The organism is Marinobacter iranensis (genome assembly GCF_029207565.1).
In the GTDB taxonomy this organism is placed as follows: domain Bacteria; phylum Pseudomonadota; class Gammaproteobacteria; order Pseudomonadales; family Oleiphilaceae; genus Marinobacter; species Marinobacter iranensis.
Genome location: NZ_JANCMW010000014.1, coordinates 83,883 through 99,594 on the forward strand (window position 1 = coordinate 83,883; position 15,712 = coordinate 99,594).

The 15,712-nt window shown below is 59.0% G+C and carries 16 protein-coding genes; 12 read left to right on the top strand and 4 right to left on the bottom strand.

Features of this window, described 5'->3' with window-relative positions:
• The first annotated feature begins 43 nt into the window (after positions 1-43).
• Positions 44-622 carry an LON peptidase substrate-binding domain-containing protein gene (locus NLU14_RS18640; protein ID WP_338040808.1) on the top strand — a complete coding sequence of 193 codons (579 nt, stop codon included), beginning with the start codon at positions 44-46 and terminating at the stop codon, positions 620-622.
• Here NLU14_RS18640 and NLU14_RS18645 read toward each other — a convergent pair.
• The 3 genes from NLU14_RS18645 to NLU14_RS18655 are packed head-to-tail and all read right to left on the bottom strand — an operon-like array spanning position 619 to position 4,120.
• Positions 619-2,109, bottom strand: coding sequence for a bifunctional DedA family/phosphatase PAP2 family protein (locus tag NLU14_RS18645; RefSeq protein ID WP_275709395.1), 1,491 nt, complete (start codon positions 2,107-2,109; stop codon positions 619-621). The genes NLU14_RS18640 and NLU14_RS18645 overlap by 4 nt on opposite strands.
• Positions 2,106-3,104, bottom strand: coding sequence for a GGDEF domain-containing protein (locus NLU14_RS18650; protein WP_275709397.1), 999 nt, complete (start codon positions 3,102-3,104; stop codon positions 2,106-2,108). Before NLU14_RS18650 ends, NLU14_RS18645 begins: the two co-directional genes overlap by 4 nt.
• Positions 3,101-4,120, bottom strand: a complete 1,020-nt coding sequence (locus NLU14_RS18655) for a GGDEF domain-containing protein (RefSeq protein WP_275709399.1) — start codon at positions 4,118-4,120, stop codon at positions 3,101-3,103. The genes NLU14_RS18650 and NLU14_RS18655 overlap by 4 nt, the downstream gene beginning before the upstream one ends.
• A 199-nt stretch (positions 4,121-4,319) precedes the next feature.
• Between NLU14_RS18655 and NLU14_RS18660 the strand changes: the two genes are divergently transcribed.
• From NLU14_RS18660 to lipB, 11 genes are all read left to right on the top strand, one after another.
• Entirely contained in the window at positions 4,320-5,558 is a 1,239-nt protein-coding gene (locus tag NLU14_RS18660; protein ID WP_420845077.1) for a glutamate-5-semialdehyde dehydrogenase, read from the top strand.
• 6 nt (positions 5,559-5,564) lie between these two features.
• Complete coding sequence (gene nadD, locus NLU14_RS18665) at positions 5,565-6,215, top strand: nicotinate-nucleotide adenylyltransferase (RefSeq protein WP_275709403.1); 651 nt, start codon at positions 5,565-5,567, stop codon at positions 6,213-6,215.
• Between the two features lie 70 nt (positions 6,216-6,285).
• A complete protein-coding gene (rsfS, locus tag NLU14_RS18670) occupies positions 6,286-6,636 on the top strand; it encodes a ribosome silencing factor (protein WP_275709405.1) in 351 nt (116 codons plus the stop codon).
• A 2-nt stretch (positions 6,637-6,638) separates the two neighbouring features.
• Positions 6,639-7,109 (top strand): 23S rRNA (pseudouridine(1915)-N(3))-methyltransferase RlmH, encoded by a 471-nt coding sequence (gene rlmH, locus NLU14_RS18675; RefSeq protein WP_275709407.1) that lies wholly within the window; start codon positions 6,639-6,641, stop codon positions 7,107-7,109.
• Positions 7,110-7,118: 9 nt separating this feature from the next.
• Positions 7,119-9,011: a penicillin-binding protein 2 gene (gene mrdA, locus NLU14_RS18680; protein ID WP_275709408.1), complete on the top strand. Its 1,893-nt coding sequence runs from the start codon at positions 7,119-7,121 to the stop codon at positions 9,009-9,011.
• Positions 9,011-10,153: a rod shape-determining protein RodA gene (gene rodA / locus NLU14_RS18685; RefSeq protein WP_275709410.1), complete on the top strand. Its 1,143-nt coding sequence runs from the start codon at positions 9,011-9,013 to the stop codon at positions 10,151-10,153. The genes mrdA and rodA overlap by 1 nt, the downstream gene beginning before the upstream one ends.
• Positions 10,154-10,303: 150 nt before the next feature.
• Entirely contained in the window at positions 10,304-11,332 is a 1,029-nt protein-coding gene (mltB, locus tag NLU14_RS18690; protein ID WP_275709412.1) for a lytic murein transglycosylase B, read from the top strand.
• Positions 11,332-12,201 carry a septal ring lytic transglycosylase RlpA family protein gene (locus NLU14_RS18695; protein ID WP_275709414.1) on the top strand — a complete coding sequence of 290 codons (870 nt, stop codon included), beginning with the start codon at positions 11,332-11,334 and terminating at the stop codon, positions 12,199-12,201. Before mltB ends, NLU14_RS18695 begins: the two co-directional genes overlap by 1 nt.
• 31 nt (positions 12,202-12,232) lie before the next feature.
• Positions 12,233-13,399: a D-alanyl-D-alanine carboxypeptidase family protein gene (locus tag NLU14_RS18700; protein ID WP_275709416.1), complete on the top strand. Its 1,167-nt coding sequence runs from the start codon at positions 12,233-12,235 to the stop codon at positions 13,397-13,399.
• A 24-nt stretch (positions 13,400-13,423) separates the two neighbouring features.
• The gene (locus NLU14_RS18705; protein WP_275709418.1) at positions 13,424-13,693 is read left to right on the top strand and encodes an HP0495 family protein; all 270 of its coding nucleotides are present in this window, start codon (positions 13,424-13,426) and stop codon (positions 13,691-13,693) included.
• 4 nt (positions 13,694-13,697) lie between these two features.
• Positions 13,698-14,336: a lipoyl(octanoyl) transferase LipB gene (gene lipB / locus NLU14_RS18710; protein WP_275709420.1), complete on the top strand. Its 639-nt coding sequence runs from the start codon at positions 13,698-13,700 to the stop codon at positions 14,334-14,336.
• Between the two features lie 37 nt (positions 14,337-14,373).
• Here the strand turns inward: lipB and NLU14_RS18715 are convergent, their stop codons facing one another.
• The gene (locus tag NLU14_RS18715) at positions 14,374-15,462 is read right to left on the bottom strand and encodes a GGDEF domain-containing protein (protein ID WP_275709422.1); all 1,089 of its coding nucleotides are present in this window, start codon (positions 15,460-15,462) and stop codon (positions 14,374-14,376) included.
• Positions 15,463-15,712: the final 250 nt, after the last annotated feature.

Genomic DNA, 15,712 nt, shown 5'->3' on the forward strand with positions numbered 1-15,712 from the left:
TAGTCAGTCTTCCGGAGCCTGTATACTGGTGGCAATACCAACAATGAATGTACCTCTTTTCCCGCTGAACTCTGTTGTACTGCCCGGGGGACGGATTCCCCTGCAACTGTTCGAGCCCAGATACATCGATATGCTGACCCGTTGCCTCAAGGAAGACCGGGGTTTCGTGGTTGTCCTGCTCAGGGAAGGCCTGGAAACCGTCAAATCTGCGGCTTTCTACGATATAGGTACTTATGTTCGCATTATCGACTTCCAGCAGATGGATAACGGCTTGCTGGGCATTACGGTTGAAGGCCAGGACAAGGTCACGGTAGTGCGCAGCTGGCAGCAGTCGGATGGCCTGAATGTGGGGGATGTGGAATGCCTGCTGGCGGAAGAAGAATTACCTGTTCCAGAGCGTTTCGCGGAACTGCCCTCGGTATTGAAAGCTCTCTTCCGCCACCCGGTTATCCGTGAACTGGGCATGGATGTGGACTATGACGATGCGAGGGATGTTGGCTGGCGATTAACCGAGCTGTTGCCTCTGGACAAGCAGGAAAAGCAGCGACTGGTAGAGCTCCAGGCCCCCCTGGAGCGTCTGGAACGCCTGCTGGGCTTGCTTGAGGCTCTGGAACAGAACTAAGCAGTAAGCGGAACAGGGCTGAAAAACATTGCCTGCGAAGCAGCCGGGGCGTATAGCCGAATTGCTTCGGTCCAGTGTGCGATCACATACCAGACGGCGAAGGCTGCCCAACCCCCCGCTGCAACCAGCAGCGTGGCGTTTCGCGCCAGTGGGATGTTGTCGTAGCGGCTGTAGCTGGCCCGAACCAGCCCGCAAATGGATAGCCCGAGCAGTACCCCTGCCACAACATCGGTAAACCAATGGACCCCAAGGTAAAGTCGGCTTAGCGCCCCCAGGACAATCGGGATGCTGAAAATCAGGTAATGCCGCCAGCGCCGATGGTGCCTGCTTTCCCGTGCTATAAAGCTGGCTACCAGTGCTGAGAAAACGGTAAAACCGGTGGCGTGGCCGCTTGGGAAGGCCCCTGAGGCAGGAGGACCCAGGACAATATCCGGCCGAGGTACCGCGGTCAGGGACTTTAGCCCCCATACCAGCAGGGTGGTGAGCACGGCAGCTCCCAGCACGTGAAGCGCAGCGGCGTAATAACCACGAAAACAAAGAGCCAGTGTGCCCAGTGCAGCGGCTGCCAGTAGTACCGGCGGGTCACCCAGGAGTGTCAGCAGGATCATTACCGGGTCCAGCAACGGATTTCTCAACTGCGCGAACCAGCGCAGGGCAAGATCGTCAAATGGAGTCAGTATCTGAGTGGCGGTGGCCAGTTGGCTCCAGATCATGAACAATGCGCCTGCTCCCAATGCCAGTGATAACGAAGGCAGCGGGAATTCGCCCGCCTGGGCGGGGCGCTGGCTGGTATAAAGGCGCCAGAAACGATGAGTGGCATGGTAACGGGTAGTCAGGCGCGCCAGCCACCGGTACAACTGGCTGCTGTGCCCCAGTCCCAACTGGAAGCGAAAGAGCACCAGATAGATCAGCATTAATATCCCGGCACTGATGGCAATAACGGGGTAGAAATGAGCCGGTGGTTCGATATCGCTGGCGAGGGCGCTACCCACGAGATAGCCCGGCAGCACATAAACCGGAGCCCAGGCAGCGGCGGATGACAGGTTGAAGGCCAGGAAACGCCGCCAGGGCATCAGAAATGCGCCTGCGACCAGTGGAATGATGGGTCGGATAGGGCCCACAAATCGCCCGATGACAACGCTCTTGCCGCCGTGGCGCCGGAAGAAAACCTCGCCCTTGGCGACAAAGCCCGGGAAATGGTTCAAAGGCCATAGCTTGTCCAGGCGCCCCTGGAACAGCCTGCCGAGGGCAAAACTGATGCCGTCGCCGGCAACGGCCCCGGCGGCGGCCCATAGCAGGACTTCGCCAATCGGCAGCGATACCTGCCCTGCCAGCACCGCCACCGCAAACAGGATGGCAACGCCGGGAATCAGGATGCCTGCGAGCGCGAGGGATTCGAGAAACGCAGTGAGGAACAGGGCTGCTGAAAGCCATCCGGGATTAGTGCCGAGCCATTGAGTCAGTGCCTGTAGCCACTCTGATGTCATGGCTGACGAACATCTCCCTGGCTGTACCAGACCGAATCGGCGCCCCGTTTGCGGGCTTCGTTCAGTGCCTGGCGTACCCGTTTGCGCAGGTCTGCCGTGCGGGTGTCGGTATTGGCGCGGGTTGTGCAGCCAAGGCTGACAGTCACCTTGCCGGCCAGGGGCCAGTTCTGCTCCGCAATGGTTCGGCGAATCCGTTCGGCGATGACGCGCACGCCCTCTTCCGGGGTGAAGGGCAGGATCAGGAAAAACTCCCCATCTTCGAGTGTATAAAGGGTGTCGCCGGCACGGATAACGCCAAACAGGTGCTGTGTCAGGTCCCGTAACAGTCGTTGCATTCCAGCCTGGCCGTGAAGATCCTCTGCTTCGTCCGCGTAATCGATGGCAAGGGAGATCACTGACAGCGAATGGGACATGGCGATGGCACGGGAGATTTCCTTCTGCAGGGTTTCATCCAGAAAGCGGGCGTTGTGGGCGCCGGTCACCGGGTCGGTAATGGCAAGGTCTTCTGCCGATTGTGCCATATGGTCGTAGTGCCAGATGTAGAGTGCAGCCACCGCAATCAGGGCAAATACGCCCGAACTGATGGTAATGGCGTAGGTCATGGGGTGCGACAGCAGCAGAAAAAATGCCAGTGCGATCAACAACAGCAAAGAAAGGATCAGCCCCTGTCGCAGCGGCAGGATCAGCAGGTTCAATACGACCAGGGGCATCACCCAGTGACTGATGCCAGCGGGATCAAGGGCGTACATGGCCGCTACAAGGCCACTGTTCAGCGCTGTGAGGATGATCAGGTGGCCGGGCGCGGACAACTGGCGGCGTCGACATATAAATGTATAGCCCGCACCCGCTACGGTCAGCAATGCCATTCCGGCAGCCAGGAAGAACAATTCATAGAAGCCGTAACGAAGGTTCTGGAACGCCAGGCTGGCGATAAACAGGCTGGCGAACGCGTAGCCGGCCAGGTGTGTAAAGCTTCTCAGGCGGGTCTCGGTCATAACGCTGCTCCCCCGCTGCCTTCGGTTCGGGATGGTGGCGAGTTGTGAGTCCAGGTGCTGTAGGATTGCGCCCGATTGCCACCTTGTTGCTGCGCCCGCCGAAGTGCGTTGGCAGCGGATTGCTGAAGGCTGTCTGCATCATCGCCGATATTCAGGCCGGCAATACCGGCGCTCACGGTCAGATCCAAGTGGTGGGATGCCAGCAGGGTGCGTAATCCCCTGCGGATAGTCTCCGCAAGTAATGCGGCCTCTGCCGTGGGAATGCCAGGCAGGATGATAAGGAACTGCAGGTCGGCTGCCCGGTAGTAGGTGTCGAAATCCCGTAGCTGGGAGTGCAGGTAACGGCCAATCCGTGGCAGTATGGAGCGAATGTCCGCGTCCGGGTCACTGTCGCTCAGGTGTGTATCCAGGCCGATCATGATCACCGACATGTCGATGCCTTCCCGTTCACTGCGCTGGATTTCCTTGTGCAGGTCGGCAGACAGGTACTCCCGGCTGGCGGCCTGGGTCAGCTCGTCGGTGCGGCGCAGGGGGGCCAGTTGCCGGGATTTGTACTCCCTGAGGAAGACCAGCAGGCCCGAGAGCATGGCCGTCAGTAGCAGGGCACTGAGCATTTGGTGACGTTCGGGCAGGCCGGCGGACCAGTGGGTGGCAGACACCGCCAGTACAGTGCAGAGCACGGTTATTGCCGCTGCCCAGGAAACCGGCAGCAGAGCAAAACCGACAAGCGGCACCACATAAAGCCAGTGGGTCAGGCTCCAGGGGCCGGTCCACAGGCTGGTGACCAGGAGCAGGAGCAGCGCCATAAACAGCAGGCGATGGATCGCCGGCCAGGGTTGTCGGGAGCGGCCGGGATGAAAGGTGTTGCCGCTGAAGACCAGTGCCGCCGCAACAATGGCGGTAACAGCGGTAAGGACTTCAGCCTGGATTACCGCAAATACTGCAATGGCGATCAGGATCAGGAACCCTGTTCTCGACAGGCGGCTCAACAGGAATTTTTCGGCCATCTGGGCCATAGTATCCGTCCTCTCCCGGGGCGTCCGTGTTATCAAAGCATACAGCAGGTTCTGTTCAATGACCCGCGTAATAAACAGTGTCAGGGCGGTATAATAATCGCTTGGGATGCGTACTTGAAACGGGAAAGGTAAAGTTAGGCTCTGATTCGCACAATCGGTATTAAAATCTAAGGGTAATCGGATGGATATTGCAGCTTATATGGCTGGCGTTGGGCAGCAGGCACGGCAAGCCGCCACGGCGGTGGCCCGCTCCACAACCGCAGTTCGTAACCAGGCGCTGCTGGCAACAGCGGAAGCACTGGATGCCGCGCGCAGTGAGCTCGCCGCAGCGAACGCCCGGGATCTGGAAAGTGGCCGCACAAATGGCCTGGATGCGGCGATGCTGGACCGGCTGGAGCTGACGCCGGCACGTATTGACGCCATGATTGAAGGGCTGAGCCAGGTGGCGTCACTACCGGACCCCATCGGCGAGATTACCGACATGACCTATCGCCCTTCCGGCATACAGGTCGGGCGTATGAGAGTGCCACTGGGTGTTGTGGGCATCATTTACGAATCCCGGCCCAACGTCACCGTTGAGGCTGCCAGCCTGTGCCTCAAATCCGGTAATGCCACCATTCTGCGGGGTGGCTCGGAAGCCATTCACTCTAACCAGGCCATCGCGGCCTGTCTGGCGCAAGGACTGGCGGAGGCGGGCCTTCCCGGGAATGCGGTGCAGGTCATTAAAACCACCGACAGGGCTGCCGTGGGCGAACTGATTGCCATGCCACAGTTCGTGGATGTGATTGTGCCCCGTGGCGGCAAGGGCCTGATTGAGCGTATTAGCCGGGATGCCCGTGTGCCGGTCATCAAGCACCTGGACGGAATCTGTCACGTGTACATTGACAGCCACGCGGACCCTGAGAAGGCGCTGGCGGTGGCGGTGAATTCCAAGACCCAGCGTTATGGCACCTGTAACACCATGGAAACCCTGCTGGTGGACCAGGAAGTCGCTGCTGACATCCTGCCGCTGCTGGCGGATGCCTTCCGGGAGAAAGGGGTTGAACTCAGGGGGTGCCCACAGACCATTGATATTCTGCCTGGCGTTGGTCGCGCCACGGAAGAAGACTGGGGCACGGAATACCTGGCCCCAATCCTGGCGGTGCGTGTGGTTGACGGGCTTGATGGAGCGATTGAGCATATCAACCGCTACAGTTCCCAGCATACTGACAGCATCATCACGGAGAACTACACCCGGGCCCGTCGCTTCCTTATCGAAGTGGATTCCAGTTCCGTCATGGTCAACGCGTCAACCCGGTTTGCTGACGGCTTCGAATATGGCCTCGGTGCCGAAATCGGTATTTCCACGGACAAGATACACGCCCGGGGCCCCGTCGGCCTTGAAGGCCTGACATCACAGAAATACGTGGTGTTCGGCGATGGCCACATCCGGACCTGACCCTGCATGCATGTGATCTACGGCGGTACCTTCGACCCGATTCATCATGGCCACTTGCGGCTTGCGGTAGAACTCCGGGAGCGGCTGGGTGTCGCGGAAATAGCGCTCATGCCCTGCCATGTGCCTCCTCACAGGGACGTTCCGGGTGCCACGAGCGAACAGCGTGTGGCATTGCTGGAGCTGGCCATCGCCGGTGAGCCAGGGTTGACCATGGATGACCGGGAGTTGCGCAGAGACGGTGCGTCCTACACGGCGGAGACCCTGCGACAACTGCGCGGGGAGATTGGCCCCGACAAACCGCTGGCCATCGTCCTGGGCACCGATTCCTTTGCCGGTTTTGACCGCTGGCAGGAATGGCAACGAATTCCTGAGCTGGCACACATCATAGTGGTGCAAAGGCCAGGGCCGGGTCTGGTACCTGACGGCGTGCCGGCACGCCTGTTAAAGGAGCGGTCCGTGGCGCAGGTGGATGCGTTGTATGACGCGCCCTGTGGCCACATTTTACAAATGGATCCGCCGATGCTGGATATCTCCGCCACCGGTATTCGTGACAGGATTCTTTCCGGCCATTCTCCCCGTTATCTGCTGCCCGATTCCGTATGGCAGGAAATTCGTCGCCTGGGACTGTATGGTGCCTGCCCTGACGGGAACTTTTAGTGCTACAATCCCGTCTGAATATGACTTTTCGGGCGGCCGCATTCGCCGCTGCCCGGCCAACAGGGTGATTATGCAGGCAGAGCAACTGAAAGAACTGGTCGTGGGTGCGCTTGAGGACGTCAAGGCGCAGGACGTGAGCATTATTGATGTCAGGGGAAGGACCAGTGTAACGGACTACATGGTCCTCGCTTCCGGTACCTCCAACCGACACGTAAAATCCCTGGCGGATTCGGTGTTGTCGGAAGCGAAGGAGCAGGGTGTTCGCGCCAGCAATGTGGAAGGCGCCAACGCCAGCGACTGGATTCTGGTTGACCTGGGCGACGTGGTGGTCCATGTGATGATGCCGGCCACTCGCGAATTCTATGATCTTGAGCGCCTCTGGCGTGATGCTCCGGATCTGGGTGTTGCAGGTAGCGAATAACCATGCGGTTACGCCTGATCTGTGTTGGGCAGAAGATGCCCGAGTGGGTCAGCCAGGGTTATAACGAGTATGCCCGCCGGATGCCGCCGGAACTGGCCCTTGATCTGGTGGAAATTCCGATGGCTCATCGTGGCAAGAACCCGGATATTCCCAGGCTGATGCAGCGCGAGGGGGACGCCATCCTGTCGGCGCTGGGCCCCCGTGACCGAGTCATTGCCCTGGAAGTCGGCGGTCGCAACTGGTCCACCGAAAAGCTGGCCAGCCAACTTGAGAGCTGGCAGCAGGACGGCCAGGACGTCAGTTTTCTTGTCGGCGGCCCCGATGGCCTTGCGGACGCCTGCCGGGCCAGGGCCGACCAGATGTGGTCATTGTCGGCGCTGACCCTGCCGCACCCCCTGGTGCGCATTCTCCTTGCCGAGCAGTTGTACCGGGCCTGGTCCGTCACCCGTAATCATCCTTATCACCGGGCCTAGGAAACCGATATGCCCTGGGGAGAATTCAAAGACATTGCGGCCGAACGGCGCCTCTTCCAGAGTCGTGCCATGGTCATGCTGTTGCTGGTGTTTGTATTGCTGGGTGTGCTGATCACCAGAATGTACCAGTTGCAGGTTGTTGAACACGATATCTACACCACCCTGTCCGACAAGAATCGTGTCCAGGTGCAGTCGGTGGCGCCTCCTCGGGGGCTGGTCTACGATCGCAATGATGTGTTGCTGGCCGAGAACCGCCCGGTCTTCAGTGTGACACTGGTGCCCGAGCGTGTCGGGGATATGGAACAGACCCTTGCCAAGCTCCAGGGCATGCTGAGCATTTCCGATGAGGACATGGAGCGGTTCCGCCGGCGGTTGCTCGAACCCCGCCGCCCCTTCCAGGAGTTGCCCCTGCGTTATGATCTCAATGAGCAGGAAATCGCGCGCCTGGCGGTGCATCGCCACGAGTTGCCTGGTGTTGAGGTGTCCGCCGAGTTGGTCCGTTACTATCCCCACAGCGAACTGACCGCCCATGCCCTCGGGTATGTGGGACGCATCAACCGGCAGGAACTGCAGCAAATCGATCCGATCAACTACGCGGGTACCAACTATATCGGCAAGTCCGGTGTGGAGCGATTCTATGAAGAGCTCCTGCACGGGCGTGTTGGCTACCAGCACGTGGAAACCAACGCGCGCGGCAGGACCTTGCGTGTGCTTGAGCGCGAGAATCCGGTACCCGGGGAAGATATCCAACTGCACATGGATTTGCGGCTGCAACGTCTGGCACATCAACTGCTGGATGGCCGGCGTGGGGCCATCATTGCAATCGAGCCTTCCACTGGCGGTATTCTGGCTCTGGCAAGTGTTCCAGGCTTCGATGCCAACCAGTTTGTGACCGGCATTGGGGTTGAAGCGTACCGTGCACTCAGCGAAAGCCCCGATAAGCCGCTGTTCAACCGGGCGTTGCGGGGGCAGTACCCCCCAGGTTCAACACTCAAACCCATGCTCGCCGTTGCGGCTCTGGACAGCGGTGCCGTCACCCGGGACAAAACCATCTGGGATCCCGGATACTTCCAGTTGAATCCGAACGGTCGCCGTTGGCGTGACTGGAAATGGGGCGGTCACGGATGGGTAGACCTGAAAACAGCAGTGGCGGAATCCTGTGACATTTATTTTTACGAAGCGGCAGTGGCCATGGGCGTTGATACCATGCATCAATATCTTGCCAAATTCGGATTCGGCGAGGATGCCACCCTGGATGTTGCCGGAGCCCTGAGTGGCTTGCTGCCGTCCAGGGACTGGAAGAGGGCGGTTCACAATGAGCCCTGGTATCCGGGGGACTCGGTAAATCTCGGAATCGGCCAGGGGTTCATGTTGGCAACGCCGCTGCAACTGGCTACCGCCACTTCGGTTATTGCCAACCGTGGTAATTGGTCTGAGCCGAGACTGTTGAAAGATATCAAGGGCGACCTTTCGGTTGACGAGGTGCTGCCCAGCGCCACTCACCAGTCAATCGAGCTTGAGAACCCGGACGACTGGGAGTTCGTTGTGGAGTCCATGGCTGAAGTCATGCACGGTAGCAAGGGAACGGCTCGCGGAGCAGCGCGGGGCGCTCCCTATCGCATGGCGGGCAAGACTGGCACGGCACAGGTCTTCAGTCTGGACGAGGACGAAGAGTACGACGCGGAGGAGATTCGGGAGCGCTTGCGGGACCACGCCATGTTCGTCGGCTTTGCGCCAGTGGATGACCCCCAAATTGCCGTGGCCATTATTGTGGAGAACGGTGGCAGCGGGAGCGGCACCGCAGCGCCCGTGGCGCGGGCTCTGTTTGACGCCTGGTTACTGGATTTCAAGAAAGACGATGGGGCCATGGTTGTCGGCTCATCCGGGGAGGGCTCCAACTGATGGCAGACGGGAACCTGTTTAATCAGTCAGCGCGCCACCCCTTGTTGGGCCCGAGGGGTATCTGGTCGGTACTTCACATCGATCCGGTGCTGCTTCTTTTGCTGCTGGCCCTCATCGCGGGTGGTCTGGTGGTGCTGTACAGCGGGGCCGACAGGAACATTGCCGTTGTGAAGGCTCAGGGAGTCCGCATGGGAATAGCGCTGGTGGTGATGTTCGTCTTCGCCCAACTTGACCCGGCCGTGTTCAGGCGGTGGGCGCCCTGGCTGTTTGCGGCAGGCGTTGGGTCGCTAATTGCGGTAATACTGGTGGGAGTGGGTGCCAAGGGTGCCCAGCGCTGGCTGGCGATTCCCGGGCTGCCGCGCTTCCAGCCCTCGGAATTGATGAAGCTGGTGGTTCCGATGATGACTGCCTGGTACCTGTCGCGCCATTACCTGCCCCCCAGGCTCCGGCACGTTGCGGTGGCGCTGTTGATTGTCCTGGTACCCATGGCGATGATTATCCTCCAGCCGGACCTTGGAACCTCTTTGCTGGTTGGAGCTGCAGGAATTTTCGTGGTGTTTTTTGCCGGTATGAGCTGGAAGCTGATCGGTGCTTTCTTCGCGATGGTGTCGGTGGCTGCACCGCTGATGTGGTTTTTTGTCATGCGTGATTACCAGAAACAGCGCGTACTGACCCTGCTTGATCCGCAAAGCGATCCGCTCGGCGCTGGCTGGAATATCATCCAGTCCAAGACCGCTATCGGCTCTGGCGGCATTGATGGCAAAGGCTGGCTTCAGGGTACCCAGTCCCACCTTGAGTTTCTCCCGGAAAGCCATACCGACTTTATCGTTGCGGTGTTGGCAGAAGAGTTCGGGTTTGTGGGCATGCTGACTCTTCTGGGGCTTTACCTACTTATTATCCTGCGCTGTCTTTACATCGCCGCCATCGCCCAGGACTCCTTCAGTCGGCTGTTGGCTGGCGCACTGACGATGACTTTCTTTATCTATGTTTTTGTCAACGTCGGGATGGTCAGCGGCCTGCTCCCGGTGGTGGGCGTGCCGTTGCCGCTGGTGAGCTATGGCGGAACGTCAGGGGTAACCCTGATGGCTGCCTTCGGGGTGCTGATGTCGGTTCATACCCACAGGCGAATGATCAGTGCCTGATAGAACAGGCAGTAACCATGGACGGGGAGTAATGGTTGCCAGGGCAGCCCGCGTGGTAATCTTGGCCGCGTCACGTGGGGCGGTCATCGGTCGCGTTCGTGGCGGTGAGGTACTGATGAAATGTCCGGTCGCACCCGGTTAAGGGGATTCATGAAAGCTGTCAGGTTTTTGGTCGGTATCGGGTTGGCGATGGTATGCCTTTCGCTTCCGTCCATGGTGTCGGCCGGGCAATACGCTGAAACACCTGAAGGCCGTGAGTTTGTTCGCGAAATGTCGGAACGCTACGGCTTTGAAGCGGGACATGTAACTGACATGCTGGCCAGTGCCCAGCGCCGGGATTCGATACTGGATGCCATAAGCCGGCCGGCGGAGAAAACGCTTGAATGGTTTGAATACCGCCGGATCTTTATGCGGGAGGAACGCATTGAGCAGGGCGTCGACTTCCTCCGGCAGCATCGTAAGGCATTTGAACGGGCCGAAAGTGAGTACGGGGTACCCGCGCCCGTCATCGCCGCGATCATTGGTGTTGAGACCTGGTATGGCACCTACAAAGGCAAATATCGGGTGCTGGATGCACTCACCACACTGGCTTTTGACTATCCGCCCCGGAGCCGCTTTTTTCGCAGCGAACTTGTCCAGTATCTGTTGATGACCCGTGAGCAGGGCTTTGATCCCCTTGAGGTGACAGGCTCCTACGCCGGGGCGATGGGCTACGGCCAGTTTATTTCCAGTAGCTATAGGCATTACGCCATTGATTTTGACAATGATGGCGTGGCCGATATCCTCACCAACCCGGTGGATGCCATCGGTAGCGTGGCCAACTATTTCCACGCCCATCACTGGCAAGCCGGCGAGCCCGTGGCGGAGCGGGTAGACAACAACCTGCCAGAGGCTTCTCCATTGCTGTCTCGGGAACTCAAGCCTGAGCTCACAGTCAATGACTACCGGCAGGCGGGCATAGCGCCTGAAGCCGATGTGTCAGGTGATGCGAAAGCCCGGGCGGTTCGCCTTGTTGGCGAAAATGGCCCGGAACTATGGCTGACGTACCATAACTTTTACGTGATAACCCGCTACAATCACAGTCATCTCTATGCCATGGCAGTGCACCAACTGGCCGGTGCGCTGGAGGCGCGGGCGAAACAGGCAGAAGAAAAAGACGGGGTAAGTAACAGCTTGTGATGAAATTCCATGTCCTTTTGCTGATGTTCGGGGCGCTGATCCTCACAGGGTGTGCGTCATCCCCTGAGCCGGATCACTCCTCGCGATATACCCTTTCTCAGGACCGGGCACCCCCGGGCGGCTTCGATGTTTCCGGCCTTGCCGATGCGAAGCCCAGATATGAGGAGCCCCGCCGGGCCGGGAACAAGTCACCCTATCGGGTCTGGGGCAAGGAGTACCATGTACTGGGCAGTAACGATGGCTATGTTCAGCGCGGCACCGCGAGCTGGTATGGTGAGAAATTCCACGGTCACAAAACCTCAAACGGTGAGGTTTTTGACATGTACGAGATGTCAGCGGCGCACAAGAGCCTGAGGATTCCCGGGTATGCCCGGGTGACCAACCTCGACAACGGTCGCTCCGTGGTGGTCAGGGTCAATGACCGCGGTCCGTTCCACGGTGACCGCCTGATCGACCTTTCCTACGCCGCGGCCAAGAAGCTTGGCTATCAGGGCAGGGGCACTGCCAGGGTGGAGGTTGCCGCCATCACGGTGCAACCGGATGGCTCGATGACCCTTGCCGGCCAACCCTTCCCTGATGCCGGGGCACCGGTTGCTGCTGAGCGCCTGGCTGATTCGGAGTCCGGTAACGAGGCACTGTTCGTACAGCTGGGCTCGTTCAGTCAGCGTAATCCCGCCGAGGCACTGTTGGACAGGGCCCGGCGGGCCATTGCAAACCCCATGCGGGTAAGGGAAATAGAAACGGCTTCAGGCCGCTTTCATCGCGTTCAGGTAGGGCCGTTCAGGGATGAGGGTGAAGCCCTGAGAGCCCAGAGCCTGCTTGAAAATCACGGATTTGGTCAGTCAATACTGTTGACTGACACTCATTAAACCAGTCACCTACTTGATACTGAATGGACCCATGGCAATAAACAACATGTTCCGAGCCTTCACTGCAGTACTGCTCCTGGCCCTGCTGCCGGCAATGCCTGTCGCGGCCCAGGCTGTCCTGATCCCGTCACCACCGCAGATTGCGGCGAGTTCCTACATCCTGATGGATCCGCTTTCCGGCCGGATCATTATGGAAGAGAACAGTCACGAACGCCTGCCGCCGGCAAGCCTGACCAAGATGATGACGGCCTACATTGTGGAGCGGGAGCTGGACGAGGGACGGATATCCCTGTCTGATATGGTGCCCATCAGTGTCAACGCCTGGCAGACCGGGGGGTCGCGTACCTTCATCAAGGAAGGAACGGAGGTGTCGGTCGAGAATTTGTTGAAAGGCGTGATTATCCAGTCGGGGAACGATGCCTCTGTGGCACTTGCTGAATTCATTGCCGGCAGCGAAGGGGCGTTTGTCGACATCATGAACCAGCAGGCGCAGATACTGGGCATGAATGAGTCCAGTTTTGCCAATGCCACAGGCCTGCCAGCGCCGGATCATTTCTCCACCGCCTACGATCTGGCCCTGCTGGCGAAGGCGATTATCAACGATTACCCCGAAAACTACCCGCTGTATGCCCAGAAGCACTTCACCTACAACAATATCCGGCAGCCGAACCGCAACAGCCTGTTGTGGCGCGATGACAGTGTTGATGGCCTGAAAACGGGTCATACCGAAGAGGCCGGGTATTGCCTGGTGGCTTCAGCCAAGCGCAATGATACCCGCCTGATCGCAGTGGTCATGGGGGCTGACAGCACCACGTCCCGTGCCCAGGAAGTTCAGAAAATGCTCAATTATGGCTTCCGGTATTACCAGACCGAGCGCCTGTTCCGTAACGGGCAGGAACTGCTGGAAGCACGGGTCTGGGGCGGTGAAAGTGACAACCTGTCGGTTGGCCTGACGGAAGATGTTTACGTCACCATCCCCAGAGGCTCCCGGGATTCCCTGGAATCCACTGTTGAACTGGACACTGTTATCAAGGCTCCGGTCTCCATGGGTGATGAGTTGGGCCGGGTAAAAGTGATGCTGGGAGACGATGTGGTGGTTGATCAACCAGCGCTGGCGCTCAGTGATGTTCCCGAGGGTGGCTTCTTCAAGCGAATCTGGGACGCCGTGAAGCTATTCTTCGTTCAGTTATTTGAGTAAGGGCGCAGAGGAGATAAAACCGGGATGAGCGAACCAAAAGCACCCAAGATCGAGTTCCCCTGCGACTACGTGATCAAGGTTATCGGGGATGCCGCCCCGGACTTCGTCGAGTTCGTGGTGGGCGTGGTGGAGCAGCATGCGCCGGGCCTGACGGACGACGACGTAACGGTGAAGGACAGCCGCGGTGGTCGGTTTGCCTCGGTGAACCTGAAAATCATCGCCACTGGCGAACCGCAATTGAAGGCCCTGTTCGAGGAGCTCAAGGCCAGCGGCCGGGTTCACATGGTGCTGTGACCTGATGGACGAACTCATTGTGCGTACCCTGGGCGAGGAGCCCTACCTGGAAACCTGGGAAGCGATGAAGTCGTTTACAGCGTCCAGGGACGCCTCCACACCGGACGAACTCTGGCTACTGGAGCATCCACGGGTCTACACCCAGGGGCAAGCCGGGAAGGCCGAGCACATACTGGCCCCCGGTGATATCCCGGTGATCCAGGTGGACCGTGGCGGACAGGTAACCTACCACGGTCCTGGCCAGCTTGTGGTCTACCTGATGATAGACCTGACCCGCCATCGGCTGGGCATTCGTTCGCTGGTTGATGTTATTGAGCAGGCCATCGTTCGCACACTTGCTGGCCTGGGGGTCAGTGCTGCCCCGCGTCCGGATGCACCGGGCGTTTACGTGGAAGAGGCGAAGATTGCGTCGCTGGGTCTGCGGGTAAGGCGGGGTTGTTCGTTCCACGGTCTGGCGTTGAATGTCGCCATGGATATGGAGCCGTTTCGCCGTATCAATCCCTGCGGTTATGCCGGCATGGCCATGTGTCAGGTCAGTGACTTCGTCCCCGGGGCAACGGTTGCCGACCTTGCCTCGACCCTGTCGGACGAATTGATAGCCGGCCTTGCCGGTGGTGCCGTCCGCCGGGTCTCGGGGTGGTGATTACTGGTGATGGCGGACATCCCGGCCCAACGAGCCCCTAGCTGAAGTTCCCCTCGAAATCACATACCTTGTTGCGCCCCATGGTCTTTGCCCGGTAAAGGGCTTCGTCGGCCCGTTGTAGCAGGCGGTCCACGGACTCGGCCCCGTGGATAGTGGCCACGCCGACACTGATGGTAGCGTTGATGCTCCGGCCCTGGGCCTTGATGGGGGTTGATGCGATTGTCTGACGTATCCGGTTGGCGGTCTGGACAGCTTCAGGGGTGTCTGTCTCTGGAAGGAGCACAAGGTATTCCTCCCCACCCCATCGCGACAGCGTATCCACCTTCCGACTCTGCTCCTGTAATGTCCTGGCTACCATCACAATGGTTTCGTCGCCTACCTGGTGGCCATAGCTGTCGTTGACTGACTTGAACAGGTCGATATCCATCAGCAATACCGAGAAAACACGGGAGTTGCGCATATAGCGCTGGTACTCCGCCTCCAACTGCTCATGGGCTTCACGCCGGTTGGCCAGCCCTGTCAGGGCGTCGTGTTTGGCGGCGTATTCGAACTCGGCAGCGAGTTTCAGCAGGCCAAGCTTGCTGCGTCGTCGGCTCTGGTCGAGGACATAACAGGTGGACATCTCAAAACCCAGCACCGCGAGCATGGTAAGGCGAAAGCTGGTGCTGTAAGGGGAATCGAACGCCATGTCCCCGAGCGGACTGAACAGTACTGCGACCGCTGCAAGGCCACCGGCACAGGCAATAACGCCGACTTTTGCCTCACTGATGTAGAAAATGATGGGAGGATAGGCAAACAGCCAGATTATCGCAGAACCGTCCTCCACCGCATTGATGGCAAGATAGGTAAACAGCACCGTAATCATGGTAATAAAGCCACGGCGTTGCAGCGTGCTGTTGTGGCTGATCAGATAGACAATACCATTGACACTGAGCAGCATGGCAAAGACGATCAGTATCGTGGCGGAGCCGGGCAGCCCCCGGTCCAGGGAGCGCCAGGCGAATAACAAAAGAATGGGGACAGCAGCCAGGGTCAGGCGGCCGATCAGCATCGGAACCGGAATTTCACCCTTTACACGGAACTGGGACAGCTTGGTGTCGGATGGTCTGCTGGTGGTCTGTATCATTGTCGGGATCTTGTTGTTTTTGGATCGTTGTTGTGGCGCCTGTCGTCCACATCTTCATACTAAACATCTTTGATCATGGGAACTGTGTAAAAACGTAAAACTATTATCGAATGACAGGAGTAAACAGCAGAGGGGCGGTTTGCATTGGCCCCAAGATCATCGTTATGAGGGCGCGTCGGTTAGGTTTGATGGCCGGGGTATCCGTATAATGGTGCTAGAGGCTGATAGAGCCAACACTTACAGAGCCGGG

What these genes read in the sequence shown, in the direction of transcription:
- NLU14_RS18655 (WP_275709399.1), bottom strand. Translation starts at nt 4,120, where the DNA reads ATGGCCCAGATGGCCGAAAAATTCCTGTTGAGCCGCCTGTCGAGAACA.
- NLU14_RS18700 (WP_275709416.1), top strand. Translation starts at nt 12,233, where the DNA reads ATGGCAATAAACAACATGTTCCGAGCCTTCACTGCAGTACTGCTCCTG.
- NLU14_RS18650 (WP_275709397.1), bottom strand. Translation starts at nt 3,104, where the DNA reads ATGACCGAGACCCGCCTGAGAAGCTTTACACACCTGGCCGGCTACGCG.
- NLU14_RS18645 (WP_275709395.1), bottom strand. Translation starts at nt 2,109, where the DNA reads ATGACATCAGAGTGGCTACAGGCACTGACTCAATGGCTCGGCACTAAT.
- mrdA (WP_275709408.1), top strand. Translation starts at nt 7,119, where the DNA reads ATGCCCTGGGGAGAATTCAAAGACATTGCGGCCGAACGGCGCCTCTTC.
- lipB (WP_275709420.1), top strand. Translation starts at nt 13,698, where the DNA reads ATGGACGAACTCATTGTGCGTACCCTGGGCGAGGAGCCCTACCTGGAA.
- NLU14_RS18640 (WP_338040808.1), top strand. Translation starts at nt 44, where the DNA reads ATGAATGTACCTCTTTTCCCGCTGAACTCTGTTGTACTGCCCGGGGGA.
- rlmH (WP_275709407.1), top strand. Translation starts at nt 6,639, where the DNA reads ATGCGGTTACGCCTGATCTGTGTTGGGCAGAAGATGCCCGAGTGGGTC.
- NLU14_RS18695 (WP_275709414.1), top strand. Translation starts at nt 11,332, where the DNA reads ATGAAATTCCATGTCCTTTTGCTGATGTTCGGGGCGCTGATCCTCACA.
- rodA (WP_275709410.1), top strand. Translation starts at nt 9,011, where the DNA reads ATGGCAGACGGGAACCTGTTTAATCAGTCAGCGCGCCACCCCTTGTTG.
- rsfS (WP_275709405.1), top strand. Translation starts at nt 6,286, where the DNA reads ATGCAGGCAGAGCAACTGAAAGAACTGGTCGTGGGTGCGCTTGAGGAC.
- mltB (WP_275709412.1), top strand. Translation starts at nt 10,304, where the DNA reads ATGAAAGCTGTCAGGTTTTTGGTCGGTATCGGGTTGGCGATGGTATGC.
- nadD (WP_275709403.1), top strand. Translation starts at nt 5,565, where the DNA reads ATGCATGTGATCTACGGCGGTACCTTCGACCCGATTCATCATGGCCAC.
- NLU14_RS18705 (WP_275709418.1), top strand. Translation starts at nt 13,424, where the DNA reads ATGAGCGAACCAAAAGCACCCAAGATCGAGTTCCCCTGCGACTACGTG.
- NLU14_RS18660 (WP_420845077.1), top strand. Translation starts at nt 4,320, where the DNA reads ATGGCTGGCGTTGGGCAGCAGGCACGGCAAGCCGCCACGGCGGTGGCC.
- NLU14_RS18715 (WP_275709422.1), bottom strand. Translation starts at nt 15,462, where the DNA reads ATGATACAGACCACCAGCAGACCATCCGACACCAAGCTGTCCCAGTTC.